We start from the raw sequence: 24,600 nt of genomic DNA on the forward strand, positions 1-24,600 counted from the left end.
AGGGGTTATTTTACTTCTTCAAATATAGTCATCTGATGACGTCTTAAACTCTTCATCTCTTTAGCTTTAATAACCTCACTACCGTCTAACTCTCCTATAAGTAAAGGTGATTTTACATGATGTTTTTGAATATTATCATTCATAGATTGTTGACTATAGTTAGCATAACAATATATGCATCTATGTTTACAGGAATTATAGGCACCAATATCTATACTACTCACGCATCCACAATCCGATCTTTGGTTTTTATCTTTTGATACCTTTATAGCACAACCAATTATTCTTTCAATTAGCTTGTCATCAATGCACTTACCATGTTGAATATTAAGCTCATCAAGGTTAATCTTTTCAGAGCAAGTTTCCAAATGCATACTATTACTCTCTGCTATATGGCTTAAATTCTGAGCTAAGAATGTCATCTCTTTATCAGCCATAAAGTGTACTTCTGCACGCTTTAAATTGTTCTTATTCTTTTGATAGCTATCAATAAAACTAATGATACACTTTTCTGTGTACCCACTTAGTTTCTTACATATGTACTCAAAATTATGAATATGATGCGTTACATCGTATCGAGTATTAATGAGTATTGGATCATAACGCCAGATCACTCGATGCCTTCCAATCTTTTTGCTGATCTTTTTAAAAGTATGGATCATTTCTTCCCTAGCCGGAACAAAAGGTTCTATATCTTTGCCGTACCCATTTAGAGTAAACTGAAAATAATATTTGTATCCTCTACTGTCTAATTCATCTAAATGGTTGATCATCGCCTTTGGATTCTTTGACCAAAACACAATACAATCAATCACATGAGGATTTAAAGAAATCCGATGCATTTGCTTAGGATTAAAAGGATTCTTTGTAACCACAAAACCTTCTCGTATTCTATTCATAAACCAATCACTATAAAAGGCTGGAATGTCTGTTCTTCGACTTACACTCAAAATCATCTTCAGTTCCCTCATTTACTCAATTATTTTAAGCCTATAATTATTATACCGTAAAAGTTTGTAAAAGTCTTATTTTTATAACACAATACATCTTTAAAGAACTTCCTGTCTATATTTACATTTGACATCACTACTCACCATCAATATAATTGATATTGATTTTTCATTATTTAAGTAGTTAGGGGTATTATTATGATTATTCGTTATTTCATAGAGAGGATTATTATAGTCTTCATTAGAACTTTTTTTAGGTCAGACAATAAACAATTATTAACAATTTCAATTGGCTTTGTAGAATTCATAAGCAAAAATATCATTTTTATTTCCATTATACTATTGATACAATATTATTTAACTGAAGGGCAACTTAAGGTTATCAATTTGATTATCGCTTTAATTACATCCCTCCTTATCTATATAATTGACTACAAGAGACGTTATTCTAGTCCCGATCATATCATTAAAGACATACATAATCTAGTTCATTATAATAAATATGACAAAGCCTTAAGAAAAATTGATAAACATTTTAGTAGCTCTTATCTGGAATTTTTACAGAAAAATAATAACTACAATTATAAATATTCATGGATAAAATATTATTCTGCAATTTGCTTACATAGTTGCGATGATAAAAAAGAGATTCTTGATTCCATACAACGATTTACTGAACTGAAGACTTTATTTAAGAAAGATGAGAATCCACTAGTCTTTTCTGATATACATCTAAACTTAGCAGATTTGTATCGTAAATTATATGAATTAAATACAATCAACACTGATTCACTATCAAATTATAATAATGAACTTGATCAAGCAAAATTACTATTGGAAGAACTATATGATAGCAGGAAATACAAGTCGATATTGATAATCGGCTCCCTTTACCTAGACTTATATAGAAAAACAGAAGTAGAAATTCATCTAAAAACGAGCATTAACTTATTAGAAGCTTTTTATGACGGCTCAGGTAAATTAAAGAATAAAGGATTCGCTGAAACTGAAAAGCAAAAACTCTATAAAAATCTAGCCAGTGCGTATCGTGAGTTATATGAGTTAAAAAATACTAATAACACCAAACAGAAGTTAATAGATTTCTATAGTACATTAAAAGATGTCTATGACTCCTCATTAAATAGAAAAAGTAACTTTTTCCCAACTTCCTACTACACTCAATGTACTGAACTAGCAACCATCTATTATTATTTGTGGCAATTAACTGATAAACCAGAATATAACTCAAGGGCTGAAAAAATCTTTTCTACAATTGAAGAAAGTATCGTTTACAAATATAACTCAGATTTTAGAGAGTGTTTCAAAATTACTAAAAATAAAATAAGCAATTTAAAGATTAATTAATAGCTTAGCAAAAGATCCATCACAATAATTGTTTAGGATCTTTTTTTTATCATTGAAGTTCTTGAAAAGTCTTAAATAAGTCTAATTCACCATATCCCCATTCTCGGTTTGGGTAACTAACGTTAGGTCTTCTTCTGGCACCACGTGATAAATATGCTTTTGTAGCTATTGTGTTAATAGATGGATCGTTACCTTTAACAATTCCCCACTCCAGCAATAATGCACTTGCACCAGCTGTTATAGCACTGCTTACACTAGTTCCTGATAAAACACCATATTGGTTTTTGGGATATGGACCTACAACATTAGTCCCAGGTGCAACAATGTCTGGCTTGATTCTCTCATCCCTTGTATAACCTCTTCCTGATTGTAAATAAATACTATTTATAACTTCGTTATAAGCACCTACAGTTATGGTTCCTGGATTAGTTGATGGAAGAACAATAGTAGTATAAGGGTCAGGTTTTAGAAAAATTGTATTCCTCTCTATGAAATCATTTGTAGGTAGATAAATATCGAATTCTCCATTGATAATTAAATCCCCATAAACGACTAAATTCCATATACCAGGTAAGGGGTTAATCACAAAAACCGCTATGGATTCTTCAGCTGATCTTGCATCTAATAAATCATAATGAATACGAACGAGTGATGCTTCCAAGGGAAACTCTTTTTCTTGCCACTCATTTGACCTAATGGGAAATCTCCCAGTGCTGTTACCACTTGGAGAGATTAATTCTAAACTTACCTTGTCTGGAAGAGGTACATATACATTAAAGAAAAGACCTTTTTCATTTTCAGCAATGTTGAGTTCTATTTCCATTCTATTTTCATCTTCTTCGAAACTACCATGGTAATGACGTGAAGCATTTGCTTCATTACCCGCTGCAGTGATGACAACTACCCCAATAGAGTCTCCTTGTTTAGCCATATATTCTTCTATTTCGCTTGTTCCATTATGAGGTCCATCTGAAGAGGATATTGCAAAAAGAACGACTATGGGTTTCCCATCTGATTTCTCCAATACATAGTTGAATCCTTGAAAAATATCATTTGTTTGAAAAGCTATAGCACCTTCTTTTATTTGAAAAAAATCTTTGATACACTTTTTTGCTTGTTTTAGTTTAACAACGATTAGGTCTGAATCAGGAGCTGCACCTTGGAAATTCTCCCTTGGTTTTGGTCTTCCAGCTGCTACCCCCGCCAAAAAAGTTCCATGACCTATTTCATCTACTGTAGGAACAATTGATAAAGGATCATCAGAACTAATTGCTTCATTTATTTGCTGATTAGTAAATTCAGTGCCATATAGGAACCCTTCTGGCGGCGTTCCCTCTTGAGTTTGGTCCCATATACTTAATATTTTACTTGTATTATCTTCATATCTAAATGCTTCATGAAGGTAATCTATTCCCGTATCAATTATAGCTATTATGACGCCATTACCTGAGACATCAAGGCTAGTACTTTTTAGGACACTTCCTATACCAGCTGCTTCAATACTACTCATACTTGTTAATCCATATAAGTTTGGCAATAATCGGTACTCACTATCGAGATAGAATTCTTCGCATTGATCGGGGTCAACTTTTATATGAAACATTCCCCAGTCTTCAAATATCCTTTGTACACATTCTGCACCAGCTTCTTTTGCCGCTTCTTCAATATTACCTCTTAATTGATGATACAAATCCACATAATCTTCTGAGGTTATAATTTCATGACAATTCAATTCTTCATTATTATTTTCTTGTCTCAATTTATCCCTCCTTTTATAAGAGGTGTTTTCCATTCATTAGCTTAAGCTCTCTACATAAAATCTATGATAGATCATACCTAATGTATTACAATTAACAGTAAAAACCTCATGAAGTTAAAATAACTTCATGAAGTTTTTATTATTTCTTATGTTCATAATTCAATTGCCAAACCACGTTGTACTTGTCTTTTAATAAAGCAAACGTAGCACCCCAGAATGTCTCTTGAAGTTCCATTCTGATTTCACTATCCTTCTCAAGTTTTTTATAAGCTTCTTTGATGTCTTCTTCTCTATCAAACTCAAAAGAAATAGTACAGTTATCTCCAAAGTCCACTTTTTGCATAATATCTGAAAAATAAAGAGAGTAGTTCTCATTAAAATCAATTCTTGCATGTAACAATTTATCCGAGTCATCTGCTTTTTGCTTGAATGTAACTTTTCCTCCAAAGATATTCATGTAATAATCTAGTGCTTCAGCACAACCTTCAACAAATACATAGGGTGTTATTTTCATCTTATTACTCCTTTCTATTTATCCAAAGTATATCCAATAATACGAACTCTTTTGCAATGCATCTCTAAGACTGAATAATCATTTTCTTCAAAGTATTAAGTCATCTATAATGAATTTCAATCCCCTTTCCATCTCAGAATAATGATCAGCAACCCACCTAAAAGCTTGTAAATTAATCATAACATCTTCACGATTCCCATCTTCAATATGATGAGCTAAAAGTATCAGTTGTATTAAACTAATTAAATAGGGTATAGCTTTCAGTTCGAAGGCTGTCAAGAAGATTGATTTATTATATGCTTTAAAAAGTTGAATAAGCATGTTTAACCATTCTTGTCTATAAATCGAATAAAAACTATCATTCAAAAAACCTATACAGCAATAGCATGGATCATATATTCTGGGACCAATGGCCATTAAATCATAATCAATTATGCCAGTTAATTGACCTTCCTCAAATAATAAATTACCCAGATGTAAATCTCTATGAATAATTTGTTGAGGGAGATTTAATAGATCATTTTCTAAATCCTTAAACCAAGACCTCTTCAGTTGCTTAAAACTCTCGAGATCAACTAAGTGACATTCTTCTATTATCGGCATAGCCCAAATTAATAGTTTATCCAAGATGTTAATCTTTTCATATTCACCTTCATAAGGATAGCTGGCTAATACATTATGGTATTCTGCAATAGCTTTACCAATAATCGACGAATAGTCAAAATTCTCTCTTGAATAAAAATCTTCAGGTTCATCTCCCTGAATCTTTGGATAGATACAATAGGTTTTATTGTTCCAGGTTATGTAACATTCTCCTCTACTCCCCTTTACAGGTACAGCTACAGGGATATGATTTTTTTGAAGAAAATATAATAGTTTTGTTTCTCTTAACATATTCTCATATGATTTTTTTTCTTTGATGAAATAAACTTTGTTTGTTGCTGTAACGATTTTTTTAACTTTACCTGTATATGAATCAACAGTTGTCATTTCAATTTCGTTTTCTTTGAGAAATTCATTGATAACCTTCTCCATATGCTCGCCTCTTTCATCTCATTCATATCCTGTACGAAGATTAGAATGTAATCATATGTGTCACTAATTCTATTGTACTAACGTATAATATGTGATAACATGATTATATCTTAATTTTCCTATACTATCAATTTATAGGTAAAAAACATTTATTTTTTCATTTTAAGATGGATTTTATGTGAGGTGAAAGAAAAATGTACACATTATCACTTCCTTTAATAGGTTGGGTCGTGAGCATTTTTATTGTGTTATTATGTTTTATCGTAGCCACTCTTACCTTTAACACTTATCGTTCAGTACGTATTGCTACTAGCTTATTATTCTTTTTTATGCTTGCCACGTTAATCATATCACCACTTATGACCGGTATTAAGTTGGATAATAAAAGCATTAATATTTATGGTCACAATGGTTTTTTATATGATTACATTGAATATGCCGATATTGTTACTTGCGAGACTATTTCCTTAGAAGATAAAAAAATTTTTAAATCTTTTCGGAAAATTATTGGTAAAAATATTAACGAGTATAGAGTAGGTTATTTTGAATTGAAAAATGGACTTATGGTCAAAGTTATGATCAATTCAGACGATGCATTATTGCTAACAACCTCTGACGGTGAATACTATTTACTAGGACCAGATGAGTTTAATACTTTTGTTTCTGAAGTTAAATCAGGAATAATAAGAGTTAATGAATACGCTCATTGAAAAAACCCTTAAATGTTTTCACACTTAAGGGTTTTTTGCTTATCACAGCACTCTTACTTTTCGATTTCTATATTGACATTATAGTTGGGTTTTAAATTCTCATCTATGTTATGAAGTTGTATATCGATGATGACTATTATTTCATTGTTTTTATTTGTAGCTACTTGGGATATTTGGGTGACTACTCCTTCATAACTCTTAGTTTTATCGTAAACTGGAATAACATTCACCGTTGCACCTTCTTCAACTAAACCCACAAACTCCTCGGGTACTTCTCCTTTAACATAAATACTACTTTTATCTATTAATGATACAATAGGGCTTCCTTGATTAACAACTTGACCTTCTTCACAGTATACTTTTTCTATTAAGCCTTCATTAAAACTATTGATGATAAATGTATCCTTTAAATCACTGTTATTCTTCAACTGATTTGTAATTTTTTCCATTTTAAGTTTTGATTCTGTCAGTTGAACTTCCTCAAGATCAGATAAGATCTTTTCATTCTCAATTAATTTAGTCTTTAGTTCCGCTATTTGACTGTTAACAGTTGCAATGCACAGATCTAAGTTAGATTTCTCCATCAAGATCTGTTTCTCTAAGTTATACAAATTCTGCTTTTCATTATCGTAATCATCTTGGGATATAAATCCTTCTTGATATAATTTATCTGATTCTTCTAAATCACTCTTGGCTTCTTCATAATTACTATTAGCTATATCATAACTTATTTGCTTTGCTTCAATTTCTGGTAATGAACGATTATATAATCCATTTTCTTTCTTCTGCAACTGACTTGATAAATTATCATTGATAATTTTTTGATTGACTATTTGATCTTCTATAACCTTAATGTTGTTTTCCAAGCTCTTATAATCATCCAGTTGCCCTAACAGGTCTAACTCCATTATTTTTTCTTCTGCTCCTACCTGTTGCCCTTCGTCTATGATCAGGTCATTTATTCGAACAGGGAATTGTAATGTTATTAATTTCTTTTCAGCCGCTTCTACAGTACCAAAAATTTCAATTGTATCACGTTCATCAACTTCTTCTACTTGATTCGATTTTTCACCATTACTTTGATCATCACTTGCACCTTCTACTTTTTCGGAGCAACCTGTGCCACTTACTACTAACCCAACTATTAATAATAAACTAATTAACTTTTTCATCTTTAAAGATCACTCCATCCTTGATATTAATAATTCTACTTCCATATAACGCTGCTCTATGAGAATGCGTCACTTGAACAATTGTTTTATTATGCTCTTTATTTATTTTTTGAAATAGCTCCATAATATTAGTACCAGAGTGACTATCTAAATTACCAATGGGTTCATCTGCTAGTATAATATCTGGATCATTCATTAACGCCCTGGCAATGGCAACTCTTTGTTGCTGACCACCAGATAATTCTCTAGGGGTATGTTTTTTTCTATCGCCTAGTTCAACTATTCCAAGAACCTCTTCAAGTTTATCTTTATAGTTTTTCTTCTTCCCTCCGTCAAGAAGAACAGGAAGCATAACATTCTCCTCCACATTGAAGTTCGGTACTAGGTTATAAAACTGAAAAACAAAGCCGATATCTCTTCTTCTCATCTCGCTTTCTTGCTTATCACTTAACTGATGTATATCTTGCTCTTTAATAAAAACATTTCCTTCTGTAGGTTGATCTAATCCACCAATCAAATATAATAATGTACTTTTACCAGATCCACTTGGACCCATAATAGATATAAACTCTCCTTTTTTGATCTTCATATCAATACCCTTTAGAACTTCTACTTTAACATCCCCGATGCCAAAATGTTTATGTACATCCTTTACTACAATATCTATATTCATAACAACCTCTCTTTCTCTGAATAAGAAGATTTATTCATACTTAATAGCTTCAACAATATTGATCCTAGTAGACTTTCTTAGAGGAATCAATGATCCAAGAATGGATACAATAATTGCTCCAATGAACAATTGCATAAACATGTTGGGATCATAGTACATCTCCATAAATCCCATAATAACTCGAAGTAAAATTACTGAGATTTGTAGCGCTACGACAGAACCAATAAGTCCAACTAATGCTCCGATTACCCCTACAGAAATAGCTTCTAATAGGACTAGCTGTTTTGTCTGCTTCTTACTCAAACCTACTGAATTCATAACTGCAAATATCCTTTGCCTTGAAATCAAATTTAGCATGAAGTTATTGAACATACCAACTATTCCTATTAGACAAGCAACAATACTAAATACTTTAAACATCATAAACATATTATCATTGCTTTGTCTGTTCATTTCCCCTAGTTCTTTAACTGTATTGGTATCGATATATCTATTTCTAAACTTTACTTTTAGTTGGTCATTCACATCTACAGGCTCATAGCCAGGATCAGTTCTTACAAAATAAGATACCATATTATTGAGATAGTAATCTCTTTTTATAAAGTGCAACGATGGATATATTGTCGTACCATTATTCATCATAGCATTAGTAAAGGCAACAATCTCATACATTTTATCACCACTGTCCGTCTCAAAAGTTATGTAATCACCCTTTTCTAGTTTATATCTATCTTTTAAAACCTCTGTTACTATGACACACCTTTTTTCTTTGAACAATTGAGTTACTTCATCGATATCCTCATCTATCTCATTATAAACAAAGTCAAAATACTCATCTGGTTCTATACCGAATAGGGAGATATTGCCTACTTCTTCTGTATTAACACTATATACTGTTTTCACGGTACATGTATCACTTACTCCTTTCACAGAACGAACAAGCTGCTCCGTATTACGATTATCTCCTGATACACGCATCCACACTTCAAAATCCATTTTTGCATAAAAATTGGACACTAATTCGGCTACACTAAATGATAACCCATTAATTAAAATCAATGACATGATCCCTATAGTCAATAAGGTTATATTATTAATTATATTTTTATTCTCTCTTACATTTTTAATAGCTATAAAACCAATATTACCAAATAATCTTTCAAATAGCGGCTCCAATAAAAAGCAAATCTTTAGAACCAAATAGGGCATTGCTATGGCAATGAGGAAAAAGATTAACACTAGACTTAATCCAGAAATCATTCGAAAGTCCTTTGGTACAATAAAAGGAAGCATTGAAAATAAAATAATACATACTAAGGCAATTTTAGATTTTAAGTATTTATTGCGCTTCATTTTCTCTGTTGTTCCAAGTATGATATCCTTAACTGGTATCTTAACAACTCTTATAACTGGATTTAAAGAGCCTATTAAAACTAACGTAACCGCGAATCCTATTGTCCATAAGATTTGGATATTATTATAAACTAAAGTGATTTCAGCCGAGTCTTTTGTCCATGGATTATAGGACATAAAATATGCCATAATATACAGTATGCCTATACCTAGGAAAAAACCAAGTACTCCCCCTATGACACCATAAATGATACTTTCTAATAACAATATAAATGTTGTTTTTTTCTTAGTGGCTCCAATACTTCTAAAGGTTCCTATGACTTTTAATTTTTCGTACATAATTACCTTAAAAGATGTATAGATAATGAATACACTAATAATAATAACAATCAATAGTAATAATCCAAACATACCTGTAAACATGGATAAGAAACTTTCAATTTCCTGAATGTCAACACTTTTTCTTATGACATAATTTTTATATGTCGCATCAAGTTTCTCTTTGACAATATTACTTTCTACACCATCTTTATTGATTAAATAAAGCATATTTGATTTACCATTCATATTATAGATCTGATTTAAATACTCTTTTTGAATGAGTATAGTTGCATTATTAGGATTATTTTTATCTGGTTTGAATCGGTAGGTTGGCGCTACGATATATCCAATATTAAACTTATATTTACTGCCTCGGATTTCTAAATCAATGCTATCTCCTAGATTCAAATCAAATTTTTCACTAAACATTGCACTAATCATGATACTTTTTCTTGTTAAATCTTCGTCTTCTAACTGATCAAGTATGGTTAAATCATAAAGTTTCTTATAATCCTCAATAGTCATCCCTAAAATGTTCAAATTGACTTGATCATAGGGTGTATATTTATATACACCATTTTTACTAATGATCCCTATACTAGTATCGATTTCTTCAACATCATAGGCGGCTTTTTCATTCAAGAAGCTTTTTGAATCTTTACTCATGTAAATCAGAAAATCAGACTTGCCTACATTATCCCTATATTGATTTTCAAATACTTTTCCTAGTGTACCTGAGATACAAGTGGTAGCCAAGAAAAGCGCAGCTGTTAATGTCAGAGACAAAATAATGAGCAAAGTCCGTCCTTTTTTCTCTTTTATAGATAATAAAGCGAATTTTAGTAGAATCAATGAAACACCCCTCAGTTTTCCATAATATACATGTTATTTATTAATCATACCAATCATACACTATTCTGCATCAGAATACAATATTATTCCTTTTAATTAAGTTATTTTTAATAAAATTGGAAATCTGAATAGAGCACCCTTGCATAGAAAAAGGCAGGTCTATTGAATGACCTGCCTCATTATAAGCAATTAAAAACCCTTAAGTTTACACTTAAGGGTCCTAAATACATTATCTGTATTTTCTTTTTCTCGCCGCTTCAGACTTTTTCTTTCTCTTCACACTAGGCTTCTCATAGTGTTCTCTTTTACGAATTTCTTGTAAAATACCTGCTTTCGCACAATTTTTTTTAAAACGACGAAGTGCGCTATCTAAAGATTCATTGTCTTTAATTACTACGTTTGACATGCCACTCCACCCTCCCCTCTAGCTGAGAATTGTGCTTATAACACTCCCAAACAACCGAGGGTAAAATTTTCTTAAGCACTATATACAATTATACCACAATTCATAAATTCGTCAATATCTTTAAAGCAAAAAATTATTATTAATTTTATCCTTTTTCTATTCTAAATATTACTATAAAACTTTTCCAACTTATGTGAAAGTTCAATATGTTTTCTTTGTTGCTATAATTGAACCCCTTTTACATTGTATGCATTTTTCATTAGCATGGTTAATCAATCTTGATTACATATTGATTTATATCAATCTCAGGGTCTGCATCCATATTACTGATGAAATGCTCTATCGTCCATTGTTGGACTTCTATTAGGCGATTATAATCTTTTTGAGTAAGACCATAATCATTATCACCCTTGTCATATGAGTCTAGAGATTTATCAACAGGTATAGTTCGTATCATATCGTCAGTCCATTGAACCCAGGTGGGTATAAGACCAACCTTTGTTACAACCGCTTCTTCATCCCCATCTTTTTCGATAGTCATATTAATGATGATTCCTACATCTTTTGGTACTGGATCTGCAGTTGTATAAATTTGAGAAGATAGGAAATTGCCTAATGAATAAAAAACTAGGCCTTTTTTTGTAGTACCATCCTCAAGTTCAACTTCTACGTTCTCCATAGGTTGTAGAACATGTGGGTGTGTCCCCACAATAACGTCTGCACCTGCTCTTATTAATTCTTCAACCATATTTTGCTGAATTGCACCTGGGTAAATATGATATTCATTTCCGAAGTGGATATAAACATAAGTTAAATCAACTTGTTGATTCTCTTGACTGAAAGTTCTGATTTCATCATACATCTCTTGTATTTTTATGGGATCATAATTATCAAGAGTGTTGACCATATAAAGATCTTCAACATGGGGATTAATGCCATTAGTAGAGTAAGTGTAGTTAAAAAAAGCTATTTGAATACCATTAATATCTTTTATCAGTACTCTTGGGTCTTCTGGTGTTGCAAAGGTCCCAATGTGATCCATGCCGGCTTTTTCAACCTCGCTTATAGTATTTATAACACCACCATTCCAACTATCAAAACAATGATTATTAGCAGTCGTAACCATATCAAAACCAGCATCGGCAATGTTTGTTGCCAATATTTCAGGCGAATTAAAGGTTGGATAGCCTTGATATCCTTGGTAGTAATTACTATTCTCTAATCGTATCCCCTGATCCTTTCCTGATAGAGTTGTCTCAAGATTGGCAACTGCATAATCGTAAGACTTAATATATTTCTCTATCATTTCAAATGACTTTGAAAAATCAAAAGATGTTGTCCCTGGTTGATATGCTTTAACTAATTGGGAACGATGCACCATTACATCCCCAACAGACACAAGATTGATTATAGTCTTTTCTGGGACCTTACCAGTCCTTAATTCCTGATCAATATCAAGCTCCACTTCAGGCTCCACTTCAAGCTGATACTCTGACTCTTCCATTTCATTACCATCTTCAGCCACCAACTCTTTATCATCTTGCCTTAATATCTTTTCTTCATCTACATCATAATTGTCACTTGAAGTACAACCTACAAAAAATGTGCACAGACAAATTAAACCTATAAGAATTACTTTCTTCATGAAAATCCCCTCAATTATATACAACGAATTATAAGAAGAAAAGTGACTTTCGTCACTTTTCCTATACCTAGTTTCTAACTTAATTGACTTGTTAAGACTTCTTCCGCTTTTATGAATGCATCAGCAATCTTTGAAGCATCTTTACCACCTGCTTGAGCCATATTTGGACGACCACCGCCGCCACCACCGACTACACCAGCAGCTTCTCTAATGATATTACCTGCATGAGCGCCTTTATCAATTGCATCTTTTGTTGTCATAACAATTAAGCTTACTTTTCCACCTTTTGCAGATGCAAGTACAACGACACCTGTTCCTAATTGATCTTTTAACTTATCTCCCATATCACGTAATCCATTCATATCCAGTTCATCTAACTGAACAGCTAAAAACTTAACATCATGAATATTCTTTGCTTGATCAATGACATCTTTAGCTGCATTTGAACTCATTTTAGAACGTAAGCTTTCAACTTCTTTTTGTACCGCTTTTAATTCTGCCATAAGATCTTCAACTCGAGAACGAACAGCACCTTTTTTAGCTTTAACTAAAGCAGCAATCTCATTCAATTGGTTTTCTTGCTCTCTAAAGTGACTTAATGCTTTTGAACCAGTTAGAGCCTCAATACGGCGAACGCCTGCAGCAACACCTGCTTCAGATACAAGCTTGAAGACACCTACTTGAGATGTATTCCCTAAATGTGTTCCTCCACATAACTCAACACTGTAGTCATTCATGTTGACAACTCGTACTTCATCACCATATTTTTCACCGAATAAAGCCATTGCACCCATATTTCTTGCTTCATCCATGGATGTAATACAAGTTTCTATTTTAAGACCTTTAAGTACTTGTTTATTAACTTCATTCTCAACACGTTCAACTTCTTCTGGTGTTAAAGCTGTGAAATGTGTGAAGTCAAAACGTAAACGATCTGCATTAACATTAGAACCCGCCTGTTCTACATGATTACCAAGTACATGACGTAGAGCTTTTTGTAATAGATGCGTAGCACTATGATTTCTTGCAGTATCCAAGCGATTAGCTTCATCTACCACCATTGCAGCTTCTTGACCAACTTTAATGATACCATCAACTACTGTACCGATATGACCAATCTTATCAGCTATAACTTTCTTAGTTTCTTCGATGATCACGATACCTGTCTTAGTTTTTATAGTTCCCAAGTCACCAATTTGGCCACCACCCGTAGCATAGAAAGGTGTTTCATTGACTAAAACAGTAACCTTTTCACCCATTGAAGCTTCCTCTATAAGTTTTTGATCATTAGCCATCACAGTAATTTTACTTGTATGACCAAATTTATCATATCCAACAAAACTCGTGTTAACCTCTGCATCAATTTGATTATAAACTGTTTCAGCAGCCCCCATGTAGTTTGATTCAGCTCTTGCTTCTCTTGCACGAACTCTCTGCTCTTCCATCGCTGTAATAAAGCCTTCTTCATCTGCCTTATAGCCTTCTTCTTCAAGAATTTCCTTTGTTAAGTCTAATGGGAACCCATAGGTATCATATAATTTAAAGCACTTTTCGCCGATTAATACCTTTTCATCAGCGGCTTTTAGTTCTTCTATATAACCTTTTAATATAGCAAGACCTTGATCAATTGTACGGTAGAAATTTTCTTCTTCATTAGAAATTACTTTATAAATATAATCTTGCTTATCAGCTAATTCCGGGTATGCATCTTTAGATACCTCAATTACAGTAGCAGATAGCTTCGCTAAGAATTCACCATCAATCCCTAGAAGTTTACCATGACGAGCAGCTCTTCTTAGGAGACGTCTTAATACATAACCCCTACCTTCATTTGAAGGTAAAATACCATCACTGGTCATAAAGGTTACTGAACGTATATGATCCGTTATTAGACGTATTGATACATCAATACTAGCATCTGATTGATAAGTAACACCTGCAATTTGACAAACTTGATCTCTTAACGCTTTAATAGTATCCACATCAAAGATGGAGTCAACCTCTTGCATCATTGCTGCTAAACGCTCTAAACCCATACCAGTGTCGATATTAGGATTTGCTAATGGTTCGTAAGTTCCTTCTTCAGTTCTATCAAACTGAGTAAATACAAGATTCCATACTTCCATATAGCGATCACAGTCACATCCTACCTGACAATCAAGTGAACCACAACCATATTCTTCACCTCTGTCAACATGTATCTCAGAACATGGTCCACATGGTCCTGTTCCATGCTCCCAAAAGTTATCTTCTTTACCTAATCTAAAGATTCTATCTTTGGATAATCCTACTTTTTTGTGCCAAATTTCTTCTGCTTCGTCATCTTCCTTATACACAGACACATAGAGGAGTTCTTCTGGTATTTCCAATACTTCAGTGAAGAATTCCCAAGCCCATCGGATAGCCTCTTCCTTAAAGTAATCACCAAATGAGAAATTACCTAACATTTCAAAGTAAGTTCCATGTCTTGCAGTCTTTCCTACATTCTCAATATCACCAGTCCTTATACACTTTTGACAAGTAGTCATGCGCTTACTAGGTGGTATTTCTTGACCTGTAAAATAAGCTTTAAGTGGTGCCATACCTGCATTAATCAGTAATAATGAATTATCATTCTGAGGAACAAGAGAAAAACTATTCTTTCTCAAATGACCTTTGCTTTCAAAGAAGGATAGGTACTTTTCTCTTAACTCATTTAAACCCATGTACTTCATTTGATTTCCTCCCTTTTCTCAAAATAGTCTCTAGTCAATTTTACATCATTTTTCATTTGAAGAATTAACTCATCTAATGATTGGAAGCTAAGTTCATCTCTCAATCTCTTTTGAAATTCAAGGGTCACTTGCTTTCCATAGATTTGATCCTCAAAGTCAAGTATATATGTCTCCACATTGAGTTTTTGTTCAGAAGTCACTGTTGGATTGTGACCCACATTAGTAACACTCTTATAAACCTTATCACCGATAAAGGTTCTTGTTACATAAACACCTAATGCTGGATACTGTTTATGTACATTGGGTCTGATATTCATTGTTGGAAACCCAAGCTTCCTACCTAGTTGCTTACCATAAACAACTTCGCCAATGATAAAGTAAGGACGTGTTAATAACTGATTGACCTCATCTATCCGCCCATCTGCGATAAGCTTTCTAATTTCTGTACTACTGACCATATGATCTTCATGAATAATATCATCGATGACAACTAACTCATATCCATAAACTTGGCTTAATTCCCTAAGTAAATGAATATCACCTTGCCGTTTGTGTCCAAAACGATAGTTACTACCTACTATGATCATGCGTACGCGTAATTTTGCTACTAAAACTTCCTTAATAAAGGTAATAGGCTCCATCTGCGCTGTTTCTAAATTAAAGGGATACTCTACATAGTAATCCACTTCCATACTTTCAACAATACGCTTTTTCTCATCTCTTGTATAGATAATGGGTACAGGTACCATCCCTTCCAATACATGAGATGGATGAGGATAAAACGAAAAAACCAAAGATGAATAACCTTTCTCTTTAGCTCTGTCTTTACAAGTTGTAATAAGCCTCCGATGTCCAACATGAATGCCATCAAAGTTTCCTAAGGCAATTACTGTCCCTTTACTAATATGCATGTCTTCGGCAGCTTTATGAATATATTCCATAGTGCATACCCCTTATTAAAGTAATATTTTATGCGGTTTCAAGCATAATCGATTATTCTTCTTAGTAGCGATATAAAGCCCTACAAACTGACCTTTACTTGTATAGATTCTTACTATATCATCTAATAATATTGTATTACTATCTGTTTGTAGATCCTCAAAAAAAACTATATTCCCATTAAGTAGAAATTTATCTTTCGCTTCAACGACACTTACTTGCTTATAGTCTTTAAGAACATCTTCAAAACCTAAAAAAATCTGATCAAGTTGATTATTCACTTTTAGTTTTTCAATTTCACCTAGTCTGTGACTATGTGCAAGATCAAAGTGCCCACTATTAATTCGAAGTAATCCATCCATGTGTCCGCCATATCCTAGCCTATCACCTATATCATGACATAATGCTCGAATATAAGTGCCTTTTGAACAAATGATACGCAAACGTACAGCATCTGGTGGTAAATGTTCAATTAAGTCAATTCGGTATATGGTTATTGCTCTAGGCTCTCGTTCAATAACCTTACCTTCCCTTGCCAACTCATATAAACGTCTACCATTTACCTTAATTGCTGAATACATAGGTGGTACTTGCATGATTTCACCAACAAATGAATCTACTGCTTCTTTCACTGCTTCTGGATTGTAAACAAAATCGTATTCCTCTACGGTATCACCAGTATGATCTGCAGTCGTGGTAGTTTTACCAAAACGCAATGTCGTTTCATAGCCTTTAATACCTTCTGTAATCATAGAGGCAAGTTTCGTTGCTTTGCCAATACATACCGGTAACACGCCCTCTGCTTCAGGGTCTAGTGTCCCTGTATGACCAATCTTTTTTATTTTTAATATACCTCTCATTTTAGCAACTACATCATGAGAGGTATATCCTTTTTCTTTATAAACGTTAATAAAACCATTCATTAAAAGTCGCTCCTAAAACCTTCTAAAGCTTTAATTATCTCTTCTTTAGCTTGATCCACAGTTCCCTTTATTGTGCATCCAGCAGCCCTTATATGCCCGCCTCCGCCAAAACCCAAGGCTAGTTTAGCTACATCCAAGGATTTTTTTGATCTTAGACTTACTTTTATTACTCCTGGTTCTTTCTCATAAAGGAAAACAGCGCCTTCAACAGTATCAACTTGTCCTATATACTGAACAATACCATCTACATCTTCAACTGTCCCATTTTTAGCTTCAATATCCATTAACGAAAGACCCGAAATCGCAATTCGTTCATTAAAGTGAAGAGAGATTCCCTCAAGTGCTTGACCAAGTAACTGGGTTGCAGGATATGATTTTGTATAAAATAGTCCGTTAATGATATCAGAAGCATGGATTTCATGCTCTAACAACTTACTCGCTATGCTAAGTGTACTAGATTTCGTATTAGGATGTCTAAATACACCAGTATCATAGACTAAACCTGTAAATATAGCTTTAGAAATAGCTCCATCACAAATTACACCCATGAATTCTATAAAATTATAAATAATTTCACAAGTACTACTTGCATCTTTCTCTACATAATTGAAATCTGCATAAAAGTTATTAGAAGCGTGGTGATCAATATTAACTGTTCTAATACCTTGATTTAAATACTCGCTAGCAAGCCCCAATCGCCCTTCGTCACTACTGTCAAGAAAGATGGGTACAACTTCATGACCTAGAGATGGTAACTCTGTCATTACCATCTCATGACCATCAAGATAATGATACATGGGTAGGAAGCTTTCTAAATAGATAGAAGCTTCTTTCCCTAATTTTCTAAGTGCCAAGGCTAAAGCAAAAGTTGCTCCAATACAATCACCGTCCGGACTGATATGACCTGCTAAGATAAACTGATCATATTCCATCATGTAATCATAAATTTCTTTAAAATTATTCATCTTTTTCATCCTCATCCTGACTAACTGGTTCAATCTTTCGGAATAAATCAGACATGTGAACGCTGTACTCAATAGATGTGTCCATGATGAAGTTTATTTCGGGTGTATTTCTTAAGTTTAATCTCTTTGCTAATTCATGTCGTATATACTTTTCAGCATTTTTTAGTCCAGTAATCGTTTCGTTTCTCTTCTTTTCTTCTGCCAATGAACTTATATACACTTTACAAAATTTCAAATCATTGGTAGCTTCAACTTTAACAATTGTCAGCAACTTATCAACACGAGGATCTTTGATTTCATCACGAATAATATAAACAAGCTCTTTTCGTATCTCCTCATTAATTCTAATCATTCTATTGCTAACTCTTTTCATGACTTCACCTTCTATCTTGGGATCTCTTCCATAATAAAGGCTTCTACTTGATCGCCAATCTTAATGTCATTGAATTTCTCTATCATAACACCACATTCATAACCAGTGTTAACTTCTTTAACATCATCTTTAAAACGTTTTAAGGAAGCTAATAGACCTTCATGAACAACAATGCCATCGCGGACAATACGGACTTGGCTGTTTCTTAGTATCTTACCATCTGTTACATAAGCACCACCGATCGTACCTACTCCAGAAACTTTAAATGTCTCACGAATTTCTACATGACCGATTACTTTTTCTTTAAACTCAGGATCAAGCATACCTTTCATAGCGGCTTCAATATCTTCAATAGCGTTATAAATTATACGATATAGACGAATATCAACGCCTTCTGTTTCTGCTACAGATGTAGCACCTGCGTCAGGACGCACATTGAAACCAATAATAATAGCATTTGAAGCAGAAGCTAAAAGTACATCTGATTCTGTAACAGCACCAACACCGCCATGAATTGGTCGAATAACAACTTCTTCATTAGATAATTTCTCAAGACTTTGCTTAACAGCTTCCACTGAACCTTGAGTATCAGCTTTTACAACAATGTTGAGTTCTTTTACATTACCAGCTTGAATTTGATTAAATAAATCATCAAGTGATACTTTTTGTTGACTATTTTGTATTAATTTCAAACGCCCTTCTTTAACAACCATCTCAGCTAATAAACGAGCTTCTTTATCATTTTTGGTAACGAAGAAACGATCTCCTGCTATAGGTACCTCTGATAAACCTAGTATTTCTACAGGTGTAGATGGACCAGCAGTTTTAACACGTCTCCCCTTATCATCCATCATAGCACGTACACGTCCATATGCTGAACCAGCTACTATAGCATCACCTACATTGATGCTACCATTTTGAACTAGTATTGTTGCTACAGTACCTCTACCTTTATCAAGTTTAGCTTCTACAATACTACCACGAGCTAATCTATCTGGGTTGGCATTAAGCTCTTCTAACTCAGAAACAATAATAATCATTTCTAATAATTGATCAAGACCTTCTCTTGTGATAGCTGAAACAGGAACACAAATTGTATCTCCGCCCCAGTCCTCTGGCACTAATCCATGCTCAGATAACTCTTGTTTAACGCGGTCAGGATTTGCTCCTGGCTTATCCATTTTATTAATAGCAACAATTATTTGTACTTCTGCTGCTTTAGCGTGATTAATAGCTTCAATAGTTTGAGGCATTACACCATCATCAGCAGCTACTACTAGAATAGCAATATCTGTTACTTGAGCTCCACGCATACGCATTGCAGTAAAGGCTTCATGACCAGGTGTATCAAGGAATGTAATATTTTTTTCGTTGATTTTAACAACTGATGCCCCGATATGTTGTGTAATACCACCTGCTTCTTTCTCAGTGATATTTGTCTCACGAATAGCATCAAGGAGTGAAGTCTTACCATGGTCAACGTGACCCATAACAACAACAACTGGAGGTCTTTCTTTTAAATCTTCAGAAGCATCTGGTTCTTCGTTGAAGTACTCTTCAAATAAATCGACTTCTTCTTCTTTCTCAACTAAGATATCGAATTCCATAGCTATCTCTTCAGCTAATGCAAAATCTACTTCTTGGTTAAGGGTTGCCATAATACCTTTTAACATTAAGTACTTAACAATATCAGAAGATGGTTTATGAAGTCTTTCTGCTAAGTCCTTGACTACAATTCGCTCAGGAATAGCTACAACTCCAAGATCTTCAGCTGCTATTTCTTCAACAACTTCTGGTTGTCTTTCTTGGATCTTCTTATAATGCTTTTTATTTTTCTTTTTAGATGGCTTTTCAAAACCTTTAAATGGTTTGCCATAGTTATTGTTGTAAGTTTTTTTATCTTTAGATTTATCAGTAAAGCTCTTTTTAGACTTTGTGTTAGCATTTGCATTTGTCGCTGGTTTGTTATAACTATCTGTTTTAATTTTTATGTCGTTGAAACCACCTTTTTGGTTTCGATTGTTGTTGTTTCGATTGTTATAATTACCTCCGCTACGGTTATCGTTGCTACGATTATTGTAATTACCTCCGCCACGATTGTTGTAATTGCCACCGCGGTTATCGTTACTGCGGTTGTTGTAATTACCACTTCTATTATCATTATTTCGGTTGTTATAATTGCCTCCACGATTATCGTTATTGCGGTTGTTATAATTACCGCTACGGTTATCGTTATTGCGGTTGTTGTAATTGCCTCCACGATTATCATTGTTTCGGTTGTTGTAATTGCCTCCACGATTATCATTGTTTCGGTTGTTGTAATTACCTCCACGATTATCGTTATTGCGGTTATTGTAATTGCCGCTGCGGTTATCGTTATTGCGGTTGTTGTAATTACCACTGCGGTTATCATTATTGCGGTTGTTATAATTGCCGCTACGGTTATCGTTATTGCGGTTGTTATAATTGCCGCTGCGGTTATCGTTATTGCGGTTGTTATAATTGCCGCTGCGGTTATCGTTATTACGGTTGTTGTAATTACTGCTACGGTTATCGTTATTACGGTTATCGTTATTACGGTTGTTGTAATTACTGCTACGATTATCGTTATTACGGTTGCTGTAATTGCTACCGCGGTTATCGTTGTTACGGTTGTTGTAATTGCTTCCGCGGTTATCGTTGTTACGGTCGTTGTAATTACCGCTACGATTATCGTTATTACGGTTGTTGTAACTACCTACACGGTTATCATTGTTTCTATTGTTGTAATTGCTTCCACGGTTATCGTTATTACGGTTATTGTAACCACGATTATCGTTGTTTCCAGTGTTGTAATTACTGCTACGGTTATCGTTGTTGCGGTTGTTGTAATTACCACTGCGATTATCGTTATTGCGGTTGTTGTAATTACCACTGCGATTGTCATTATTGCGGTTGTTGTAATTACTGCTGCGGTTATCATTATTGCGGTTGTTATAATTGCCACTGCGATTATCGTTGTTACGGTTGTTGTAATTTCCGGTGCGATTATCGTTAGTGCGGTTGTTATAATTGCCACTACGATTATCGTTAGTTCTTTGCTCGCTACTACCAGCACTTTTTGTGGCATTATTATCAGCGTTAGTCTCGTCTTTCTTGATGCTATTGTTTAGTTTCTCTTCACTAGAGTTTTTATTCATATTTTTTTGTGGTCTACTTTCTTTATTGTTATTGTTTTTGTTAACTTTTTTCTCAGTAGTTGCTGTATGTTCTGATTTGTAATGGGCTACAACTTTATTGACTTGAGTATCTGTTAGACTACTCATATGACTGTGTACATCTATGTTAAAATCAGACAATTTTTTGATAACATCTTTGCTACTAATGTTAAGTTGTTTTGCAATTTCATAAACGCGAACCTTTGACATTTAAGACCCACCTCCATTAGTTTTTGGAAAGAGTGTCAATTTGATTAACAATATTTTTAGCAAAGCCATCATCTAGAATAACAAGAGTAGCACGAAGTCCTTTTCCAATTGCATGCCCTAACTCTTCTTTTTCTCCGTAAATTCGATAAGGCGTATTATAGAACTTACAACTTGAGATAAATTTGCTTTTTGTATTGTCTGAGGCTTCTTCAGCAATAATCATTAGTTTTGCTTTTCTACCTTTAACAGCTTTCTCACACGCAAATTCACCAGATTTTAACAACCCTGCTCTCTGACATAATCCCAAAAGGGATAAAATTTTATTATTCATTACTGCTCATCAACTCACTCTTTAATTGTTCGTAAATTTCATTAGTTACTTGACCTTTAAAAGATCTTTCAAGTCCTTTGTTTTTAATAGCTAAATTAAGACAATCTACAGAATGGCAAATATAGGCGCCTCTACCTGATTTTTTACCGGTAAAATCAATGGATATATTACCTTCTTTATCTTTTACAACACGGATAAGATCTTTTTTATTTTTCATCTCCCCACAGCCGGTGCACTTTCTCAAAGGGATCTTTCTCGTCTTCATAATATTAACCTCTACTCTTTTTTATCTTCAGCACTTGTCATGAGAATATCCATAACTAAACTGTCAATATCATCATCAAAGTTTTGGTCATTATCTTCATCGTTAACTTCTACTTCATTCTTAGTATTTTCTGGTTCAAAAACTTCCTCTAAACCTTCTTCAAGTCCAGCTTCTTCATCCCATTGAATACCTAAACTCATTGCCTGTGACTCACTTTTTATATCAATGCGATAACCAGTTAGTTTAGCTGCTAAGCGTGCATTTTGTCCTTCTTTACCGATAGCTAATGAAAGTTGGTAATCAGGTACTATAACTCTAGCACTCTTATTCTCTTCATCAACAGATACGTGGATCACCTTAGAAGGACTTAATGAAGCCGCAATAAATCTTCGTGGATCTTCATTCCATAAGACGATATCAATCTTCTCACCTTGTAACTCGTTAACAATGACATTAACTCTGTTACCATTCTGACCAACACATGCTCCAACTGCATCTACATCATATTCATTTGAATAAACAGCTATTTTAGTTCGAGAGCCCGCCTCACGTGAAATACTCTTGATCTCAACAATTCCATCATGAATCTCAGGGACTTCTCTTTCAAATAAACGTTTGATTAACTCAGGATGCGTTCTTGAAACAAATATTTGAGGTCCTTTTGTTGTCTTACGAACTTCTAATATATAAACGTTTAAACGTTTATTAAAAGAATATTCTTCATTAGGTACTTGTTCATTAGGTGTTAATGTACCTTCCACAGACCCAAGGTCAATCATAACATTCTTTCTTTCTCTTCTTTGGATGATACCAATCATGATATCTTTTTCTTTTCTACTGAAATTAGTATATACGATCTCTCTCTCAGCTTCTCTAATTTTCTGAACAACTACCTGTTTAGCTGTTTGAGCTGCAATACGACCAAAGTTACGTGGTGTAACTTCTACATCAACTACATCATCTAGTTCATAATCTATATTGACAAGTCTAGCATCTTCAAGGCTAATTTCTGTACCGTCATCAAAGACTTCATCAACAACATATTTTTCTGCAAAAACCCTTACATCACCAGTTTCACGATCCATAATAACTTTTGCATTTTGAGTAGAACCAAAGTTTTTCTTACAAGCTGTTACTAATGATGTCTCGATTGCATCAAATAAGTAGTCTTTATCAATGCCCTTTTCTTTTTCCAATTGTTCAATGGCATTCACAATTTCTGAATTCATTTTTCCATCCTCCTACATAAAGGCACAAGAGAAATTATTACATATAATTCTCTTTAGTTTATGCCTAATTACCATTAACATTAGAATATAACTGCTAATCGAATTAGCGCCATGTCTTTTCTTGAAAGCGTAACTTCTTCTCCACTTTCCATTTCAAGCACTACGTGATCATCACCTTTATAGTTAATCAGTTTAGCAATAAATTCTTTTTCACCATTTAATGGTGTGTAAAGTTTTACCTCAACTAATTTTCCTATACTACGATTAAAGTCCTTTTCTTTCTTTAAAGGTCTATCTAACCCTGGTGAACTTACTTCTAATATATAAGCACCTTCAATAGGGTCTTCCTCATCGAGTTTTTTCTCAATAGCGCGGCTTACATATTCACAATCTTCAATTGTAATGCCACCTTCTTTGTCAACGTAAATTTTAAGGTACCAGTTGGTTCCTTCTTTAACATATTCAACATCAACACATTCATATTTTGTATCTAAAATTGGTTGTAATAATTCTTCTACAACCTGCTCAATGTCTTTTCTTTTTGCCATAATATACCTCCTTTTTGACAAATACACCCATTACTATTGTCTTCTATTATGTAGACTTTATTCATGCTTAGACTTTATAACAGGCAGTCTCAAGACATAACTATGCCCGAATTATTCATAATAAACATTGAAGATATGTGCTGATTATGGA

21 protein-coding genes are annotated in these 24,600 nt (G+C 33.6%); 2 read left to right on the top strand and 19 right to left on the bottom strand.

The window, feature by feature from the left end; genetic code table 11:
- Positions 1-5: 5 nt before the first annotated feature.
- Complete coding sequence (locus C1Y58_RS10605; RefSeq protein ID WP_105616017.1) at positions 6-956, bottom strand: DUF1848 domain-containing protein; 951 nt, start codon at positions 954-956, stop codon at positions 6-8.
- A gap of 192 nt (positions 957-1,148) precedes the next feature.
- Between C1Y58_RS10605 and C1Y58_RS10610 the strand changes: the two genes are divergently transcribed.
- Positions 1,149-2,315: a hypothetical protein gene (locus tag C1Y58_RS10610; protein WP_105616018.1), complete on the top strand. Its 1,167-nt coding sequence runs from the start codon at positions 1,149-1,151 to the stop codon at positions 2,313-2,315.
- Positions 2,316-2,364: 49 nt separating this feature from the next.
- Here C1Y58_RS10610 and C1Y58_RS10615 read toward each other — a convergent pair whose 3' ends face one another.
- The 3 genes from C1Y58_RS10615 to C1Y58_RS10625 form a co-directional block, all read right to left on the bottom strand.
- A complete protein-coding gene (locus tag C1Y58_RS10615) occupies positions 2,365-4,074 on the bottom strand; it encodes a S8 family peptidase (protein ID WP_170311573.1) in 1,710 nt (569 codons plus the stop codon).
- A gap of 139 nt (positions 4,075-4,213) precedes the next feature.
- Positions 4,214-4,588 carry a VOC family protein gene (locus C1Y58_RS10620; RefSeq protein WP_105616020.1) on the bottom strand — a complete coding sequence of 125 codons (375 nt, stop codon included), beginning with the start codon at positions 4,586-4,588 and terminating at the stop codon, positions 4,214-4,216.
- 87 nt (positions 4,589-4,675) lie between these two features.
- A complete protein-coding gene (locus C1Y58_RS10625; RefSeq protein WP_105616021.1) occupies positions 4,676-5,623 on the bottom strand; it encodes a phosphotransferase in 948 nt (315 codons plus the stop codon).
- Positions 5,624-5,817: 194 nt separating this feature from the next.
- On the opposite strand from C1Y58_RS10625, the gene C1Y58_RS10630 reads away from it, so the two are divergent.
- Positions 5,818-6,333, top strand: a complete 516-nt coding sequence (locus C1Y58_RS10630) for a PH domain-containing protein (RefSeq protein ID WP_105616022.1) — start codon at positions 5,818-5,820, stop codon at positions 6,331-6,333.
- A 53-nt stretch (positions 6,334-6,386) separates the two neighbouring features.
- Here C1Y58_RS10630 and C1Y58_RS10635 read toward each other — a convergent pair whose 3' ends face one another.
- The 15 genes from C1Y58_RS10635 to C1Y58_RS10705 all read right to left on the bottom strand — a co-directional run bounded on the left by C1Y58_RS10635 (position 6,387) and on the right by C1Y58_RS10705 (position 24,449).
- Positions 6,387-7,505, bottom strand: coding sequence for an HlyD family secretion protein (locus C1Y58_RS10635; protein ID WP_105616023.1), 1,119 nt, complete (start codon positions 7,503-7,505; stop codon positions 6,387-6,389).
- Positions 7,489-8,178: an ABC transporter ATP-binding protein gene (locus C1Y58_RS10640; RefSeq protein ID WP_105616024.1), complete on the bottom strand. Its 690-nt coding sequence runs from the start codon at positions 8,176-8,178 to the stop codon at positions 7,489-7,491. The genes C1Y58_RS10635 and C1Y58_RS10640 overlap by 17 nt, the downstream gene beginning before the upstream one ends.
- Before the next feature lie 30 nt (positions 8,179-8,208).
- On the bottom strand, positions 8,209-10,704 hold the full coding sequence (locus C1Y58_RS10645) for an ABC transporter permease (RefSeq protein WP_105616025.1): 2,496 nt from the start codon (positions 10,702-10,704) through the stop codon (positions 8,209-8,211).
- A 229-nt stretch (positions 10,705-10,933) separates the two neighbouring features.
- Complete coding sequence (gene rpsU / locus C1Y58_RS10650) at positions 10,934-11,110, bottom strand: 30S ribosomal protein S21 (protein WP_105616026.1); 177 nt, start codon at positions 11,108-11,110, stop codon at positions 10,934-10,936.
- 268 nt (positions 11,111-11,378) lie between these two features.
- Positions 11,379-12,755 (bottom strand): CapA family protein, encoded by a 1,377-nt coding sequence (locus C1Y58_RS10655; RefSeq protein ID WP_105616027.1) that lies wholly within the window; start codon positions 12,753-12,755, stop codon positions 11,379-11,381.
- Between the two features lie 74 nt (positions 12,756-12,829).
- Entirely contained in the window at positions 12,830-15,469 is a 2,640-nt protein-coding gene (gene alaS / locus C1Y58_RS10660) for an alanine--tRNA ligase (RefSeq protein WP_105616028.1), read from the bottom strand.
- The gene (locus C1Y58_RS10665; RefSeq protein ID WP_105616029.1) at positions 15,466-16,410 is read right to left on the bottom strand and encodes a bifunctional riboflavin kinase/FAD synthetase; all 945 of its coding nucleotides are present in this window, start codon (positions 16,408-16,410) and stop codon (positions 15,466-15,468) included. Before C1Y58_RS10665 ends, alaS begins: the two co-directional genes overlap by 4 nt.
- A 15-nt stretch (positions 16,411-16,425) precedes the next feature.
- A complete protein-coding gene (gene truB / locus C1Y58_RS10670) occupies positions 16,426-17,331 on the bottom strand; it encodes a tRNA pseudouridine(55) synthase TruB (RefSeq protein ID WP_105616030.1) in 906 nt (301 codons plus the stop codon).
- Positions 17,331-18,296 (bottom strand): DHH family phosphoesterase, encoded by a 966-nt coding sequence (locus tag C1Y58_RS10675; protein ID WP_170311574.1) that lies wholly within the window; start codon positions 18,294-18,296, stop codon positions 17,331-17,333. Before C1Y58_RS10675 ends, truB begins: the two co-directional genes overlap by 1 nt.
- Positions 18,289-18,669, bottom strand: coding sequence for a 30S ribosome-binding factor RbfA (gene rbfA, locus C1Y58_RS10680; RefSeq protein WP_105616032.1), 381 nt, complete (start codon positions 18,667-18,669; stop codon positions 18,289-18,291). The genes C1Y58_RS10675 and rbfA overlap by 8 nt, the downstream gene beginning before the upstream one ends.
- An 11-nt stretch (positions 18,670-18,680) precedes the next feature.
- Complete coding sequence (gene infB / locus C1Y58_RS27030; RefSeq protein ID WP_105616033.1) at positions 18,681-22,076, bottom strand: translation initiation factor IF-2; 3,396 nt, start codon at positions 22,074-22,076, stop codon at positions 18,681-18,683.
- A gap of 16 nt (positions 22,077-22,092) precedes the next feature.
- Positions 22,093-22,407, bottom strand: coding sequence for a L7Ae/L30e/S12e/Gadd45 family ribosomal protein (locus C1Y58_RS10690; protein ID WP_105616034.1), 315 nt, complete (start codon positions 22,405-22,407; stop codon positions 22,093-22,095).
- A complete protein-coding gene (rnpM, locus tag C1Y58_RS10695) occupies positions 22,400-22,672 on the bottom strand; it encodes an RNase P modulator RnpM (RefSeq protein WP_105616035.1) in 273 nt (90 codons plus the stop codon). The genes C1Y58_RS10690 and rnpM overlap by 8 nt, the downstream gene beginning before the upstream one ends.
- Positions 22,673-22,683: 11 nt before the next feature.
- Positions 22,684-23,901 (bottom strand): transcription termination factor NusA, encoded by a 1,218-nt coding sequence (gene nusA / locus C1Y58_RS10700; protein WP_105616036.1) that lies wholly within the window; start codon positions 23,899-23,901, stop codon positions 22,684-22,686.
- 80 nt (positions 23,902-23,981) lie between these two features.
- On the bottom strand, positions 23,982-24,449 hold the full coding sequence (locus C1Y58_RS10705; protein WP_105616037.1) for a ribosome maturation factor RimP: 468 nt from the start codon (positions 24,447-24,449) through the stop codon (positions 23,982-23,984).
- Positions 24,450-24,600 lie beyond the last annotated feature (151 nt).

This window comes from Vallitalea okinawensis, from assembly GCF_002964605.1.
Taxonomy (GTDB): domain Bacteria; phylum Bacillota; class Clostridia; order Lachnospirales; family PQDH01; genus Vallitalea_A; species Vallitalea_A okinawensis.

Coding starts and splice junctions, on each gene's coding strand:
- C1Y58_RS10605 (WP_105616017.1), bottom strand. CDS start 956: ATGATTTTGAGTGTAAGTCGAAGAACAGACATTCCAGCCTTTTATAGT.
- C1Y58_RS10610 (WP_105616018.1), top strand. CDS start 1,149: ATGATTATTCGTTATTTCATAGAGAGGATTATTATAGTCTTCATTAGA.
- C1Y58_RS10620 (WP_105616020.1), bottom strand. CDS start 4,588: ATGAAAATAACACCCTATGTATTTGTTGAAGGTTGTGCTGAAGCACTA.
- C1Y58_RS10625 (WP_105616021.1), bottom strand. CDS start 5,623: ATGGAGAAGGTTATCAATGAATTTCTCAAAGAAAACGAAATTGAAATG.
- C1Y58_RS10630 (WP_105616022.1), top strand. CDS start 5,818: ATGTACACATTATCACTTCCTTTAATAGGTTGGGTCGTGAGCATTTTT.
- C1Y58_RS10635 (WP_105616023.1), bottom strand. CDS start 7,505: ATGAAAAAGTTAATTAGTTTATTATTAATAGTTGGGTTAGTAGTAAGT.
- C1Y58_RS10640 (WP_105616024.1), bottom strand. CDS start 8,178: ATGAATATAGATATTGTAGTAAAGGATGTACATAAACATTTTGGCATC.
- rpsU (WP_105616026.1), bottom strand. CDS start 11,110: ATGTCAAACGTAGTAATTAAAGACAATGAATCTTTAGATAGCGCACTT.
- C1Y58_RS10655 (WP_105616027.1), bottom strand. CDS start 12,755: ATGAAGAAAGTAATTCTTATAGGTTTAATTTGTCTGTGCACATTTTTT.
- alaS (WP_105616028.1), bottom strand. CDS start 15,469: ATGAAGTACATGGGTTTAAATGAGTTAAGAGAAAAGTACCTATCCTTC.
- C1Y58_RS10665 (WP_105616029.1), bottom strand. CDS start 16,410: ATGGAATATATTCATAAAGCTGCCGAAGACATGCATATTAGTAAAGGG.
- truB (WP_105616030.1), bottom strand. CDS start 17,331: ATGAATGGTTTTATTAACGTTTATAAAGAAAAAGGATATACCTCTCAT.
- C1Y58_RS10675 (WP_170311574.1), bottom strand. CDS start 18,296: ATGAATAATTTTAAAGAAATTTATGATTACATGATGGAATATGATCAG.
- rbfA (WP_105616032.1), bottom strand. CDS start 18,669: ATGAAAAGAGTTAGCAATAGAATGATTAGAATTAATGAGGAGATACGA.
- infB (WP_105616033.1), bottom strand. CDS start 22,076: ATGTCAAAGGTTCGCGTTTATGAAATTGCAAAACAACTTAACATTAGT.
- C1Y58_RS10690 (WP_105616034.1), bottom strand. CDS start 22,407: ATGAATAATAAAATTTTATCCCTTTTGGGATTATGTCAGAGAGCAGGG.
- rnpM (WP_105616035.1), bottom strand. CDS start 22,672: ATGAAGACGAGAAAGATCCCTTTGAGAAAGTGCACCGGCTGTGGGGAG.
- nusA (WP_105616036.1), bottom strand. CDS start 23,901: ATGAATTCAGAAATTGTGAATGCCATTGAACAATTGGAAAAAGAAAAG.
- C1Y58_RS10705 (WP_105616037.1), bottom strand. CDS start 24,449: ATGGCAAAAAGAAAAGACATTGAGCAGGTTGTAGAAGAATTATTACAA.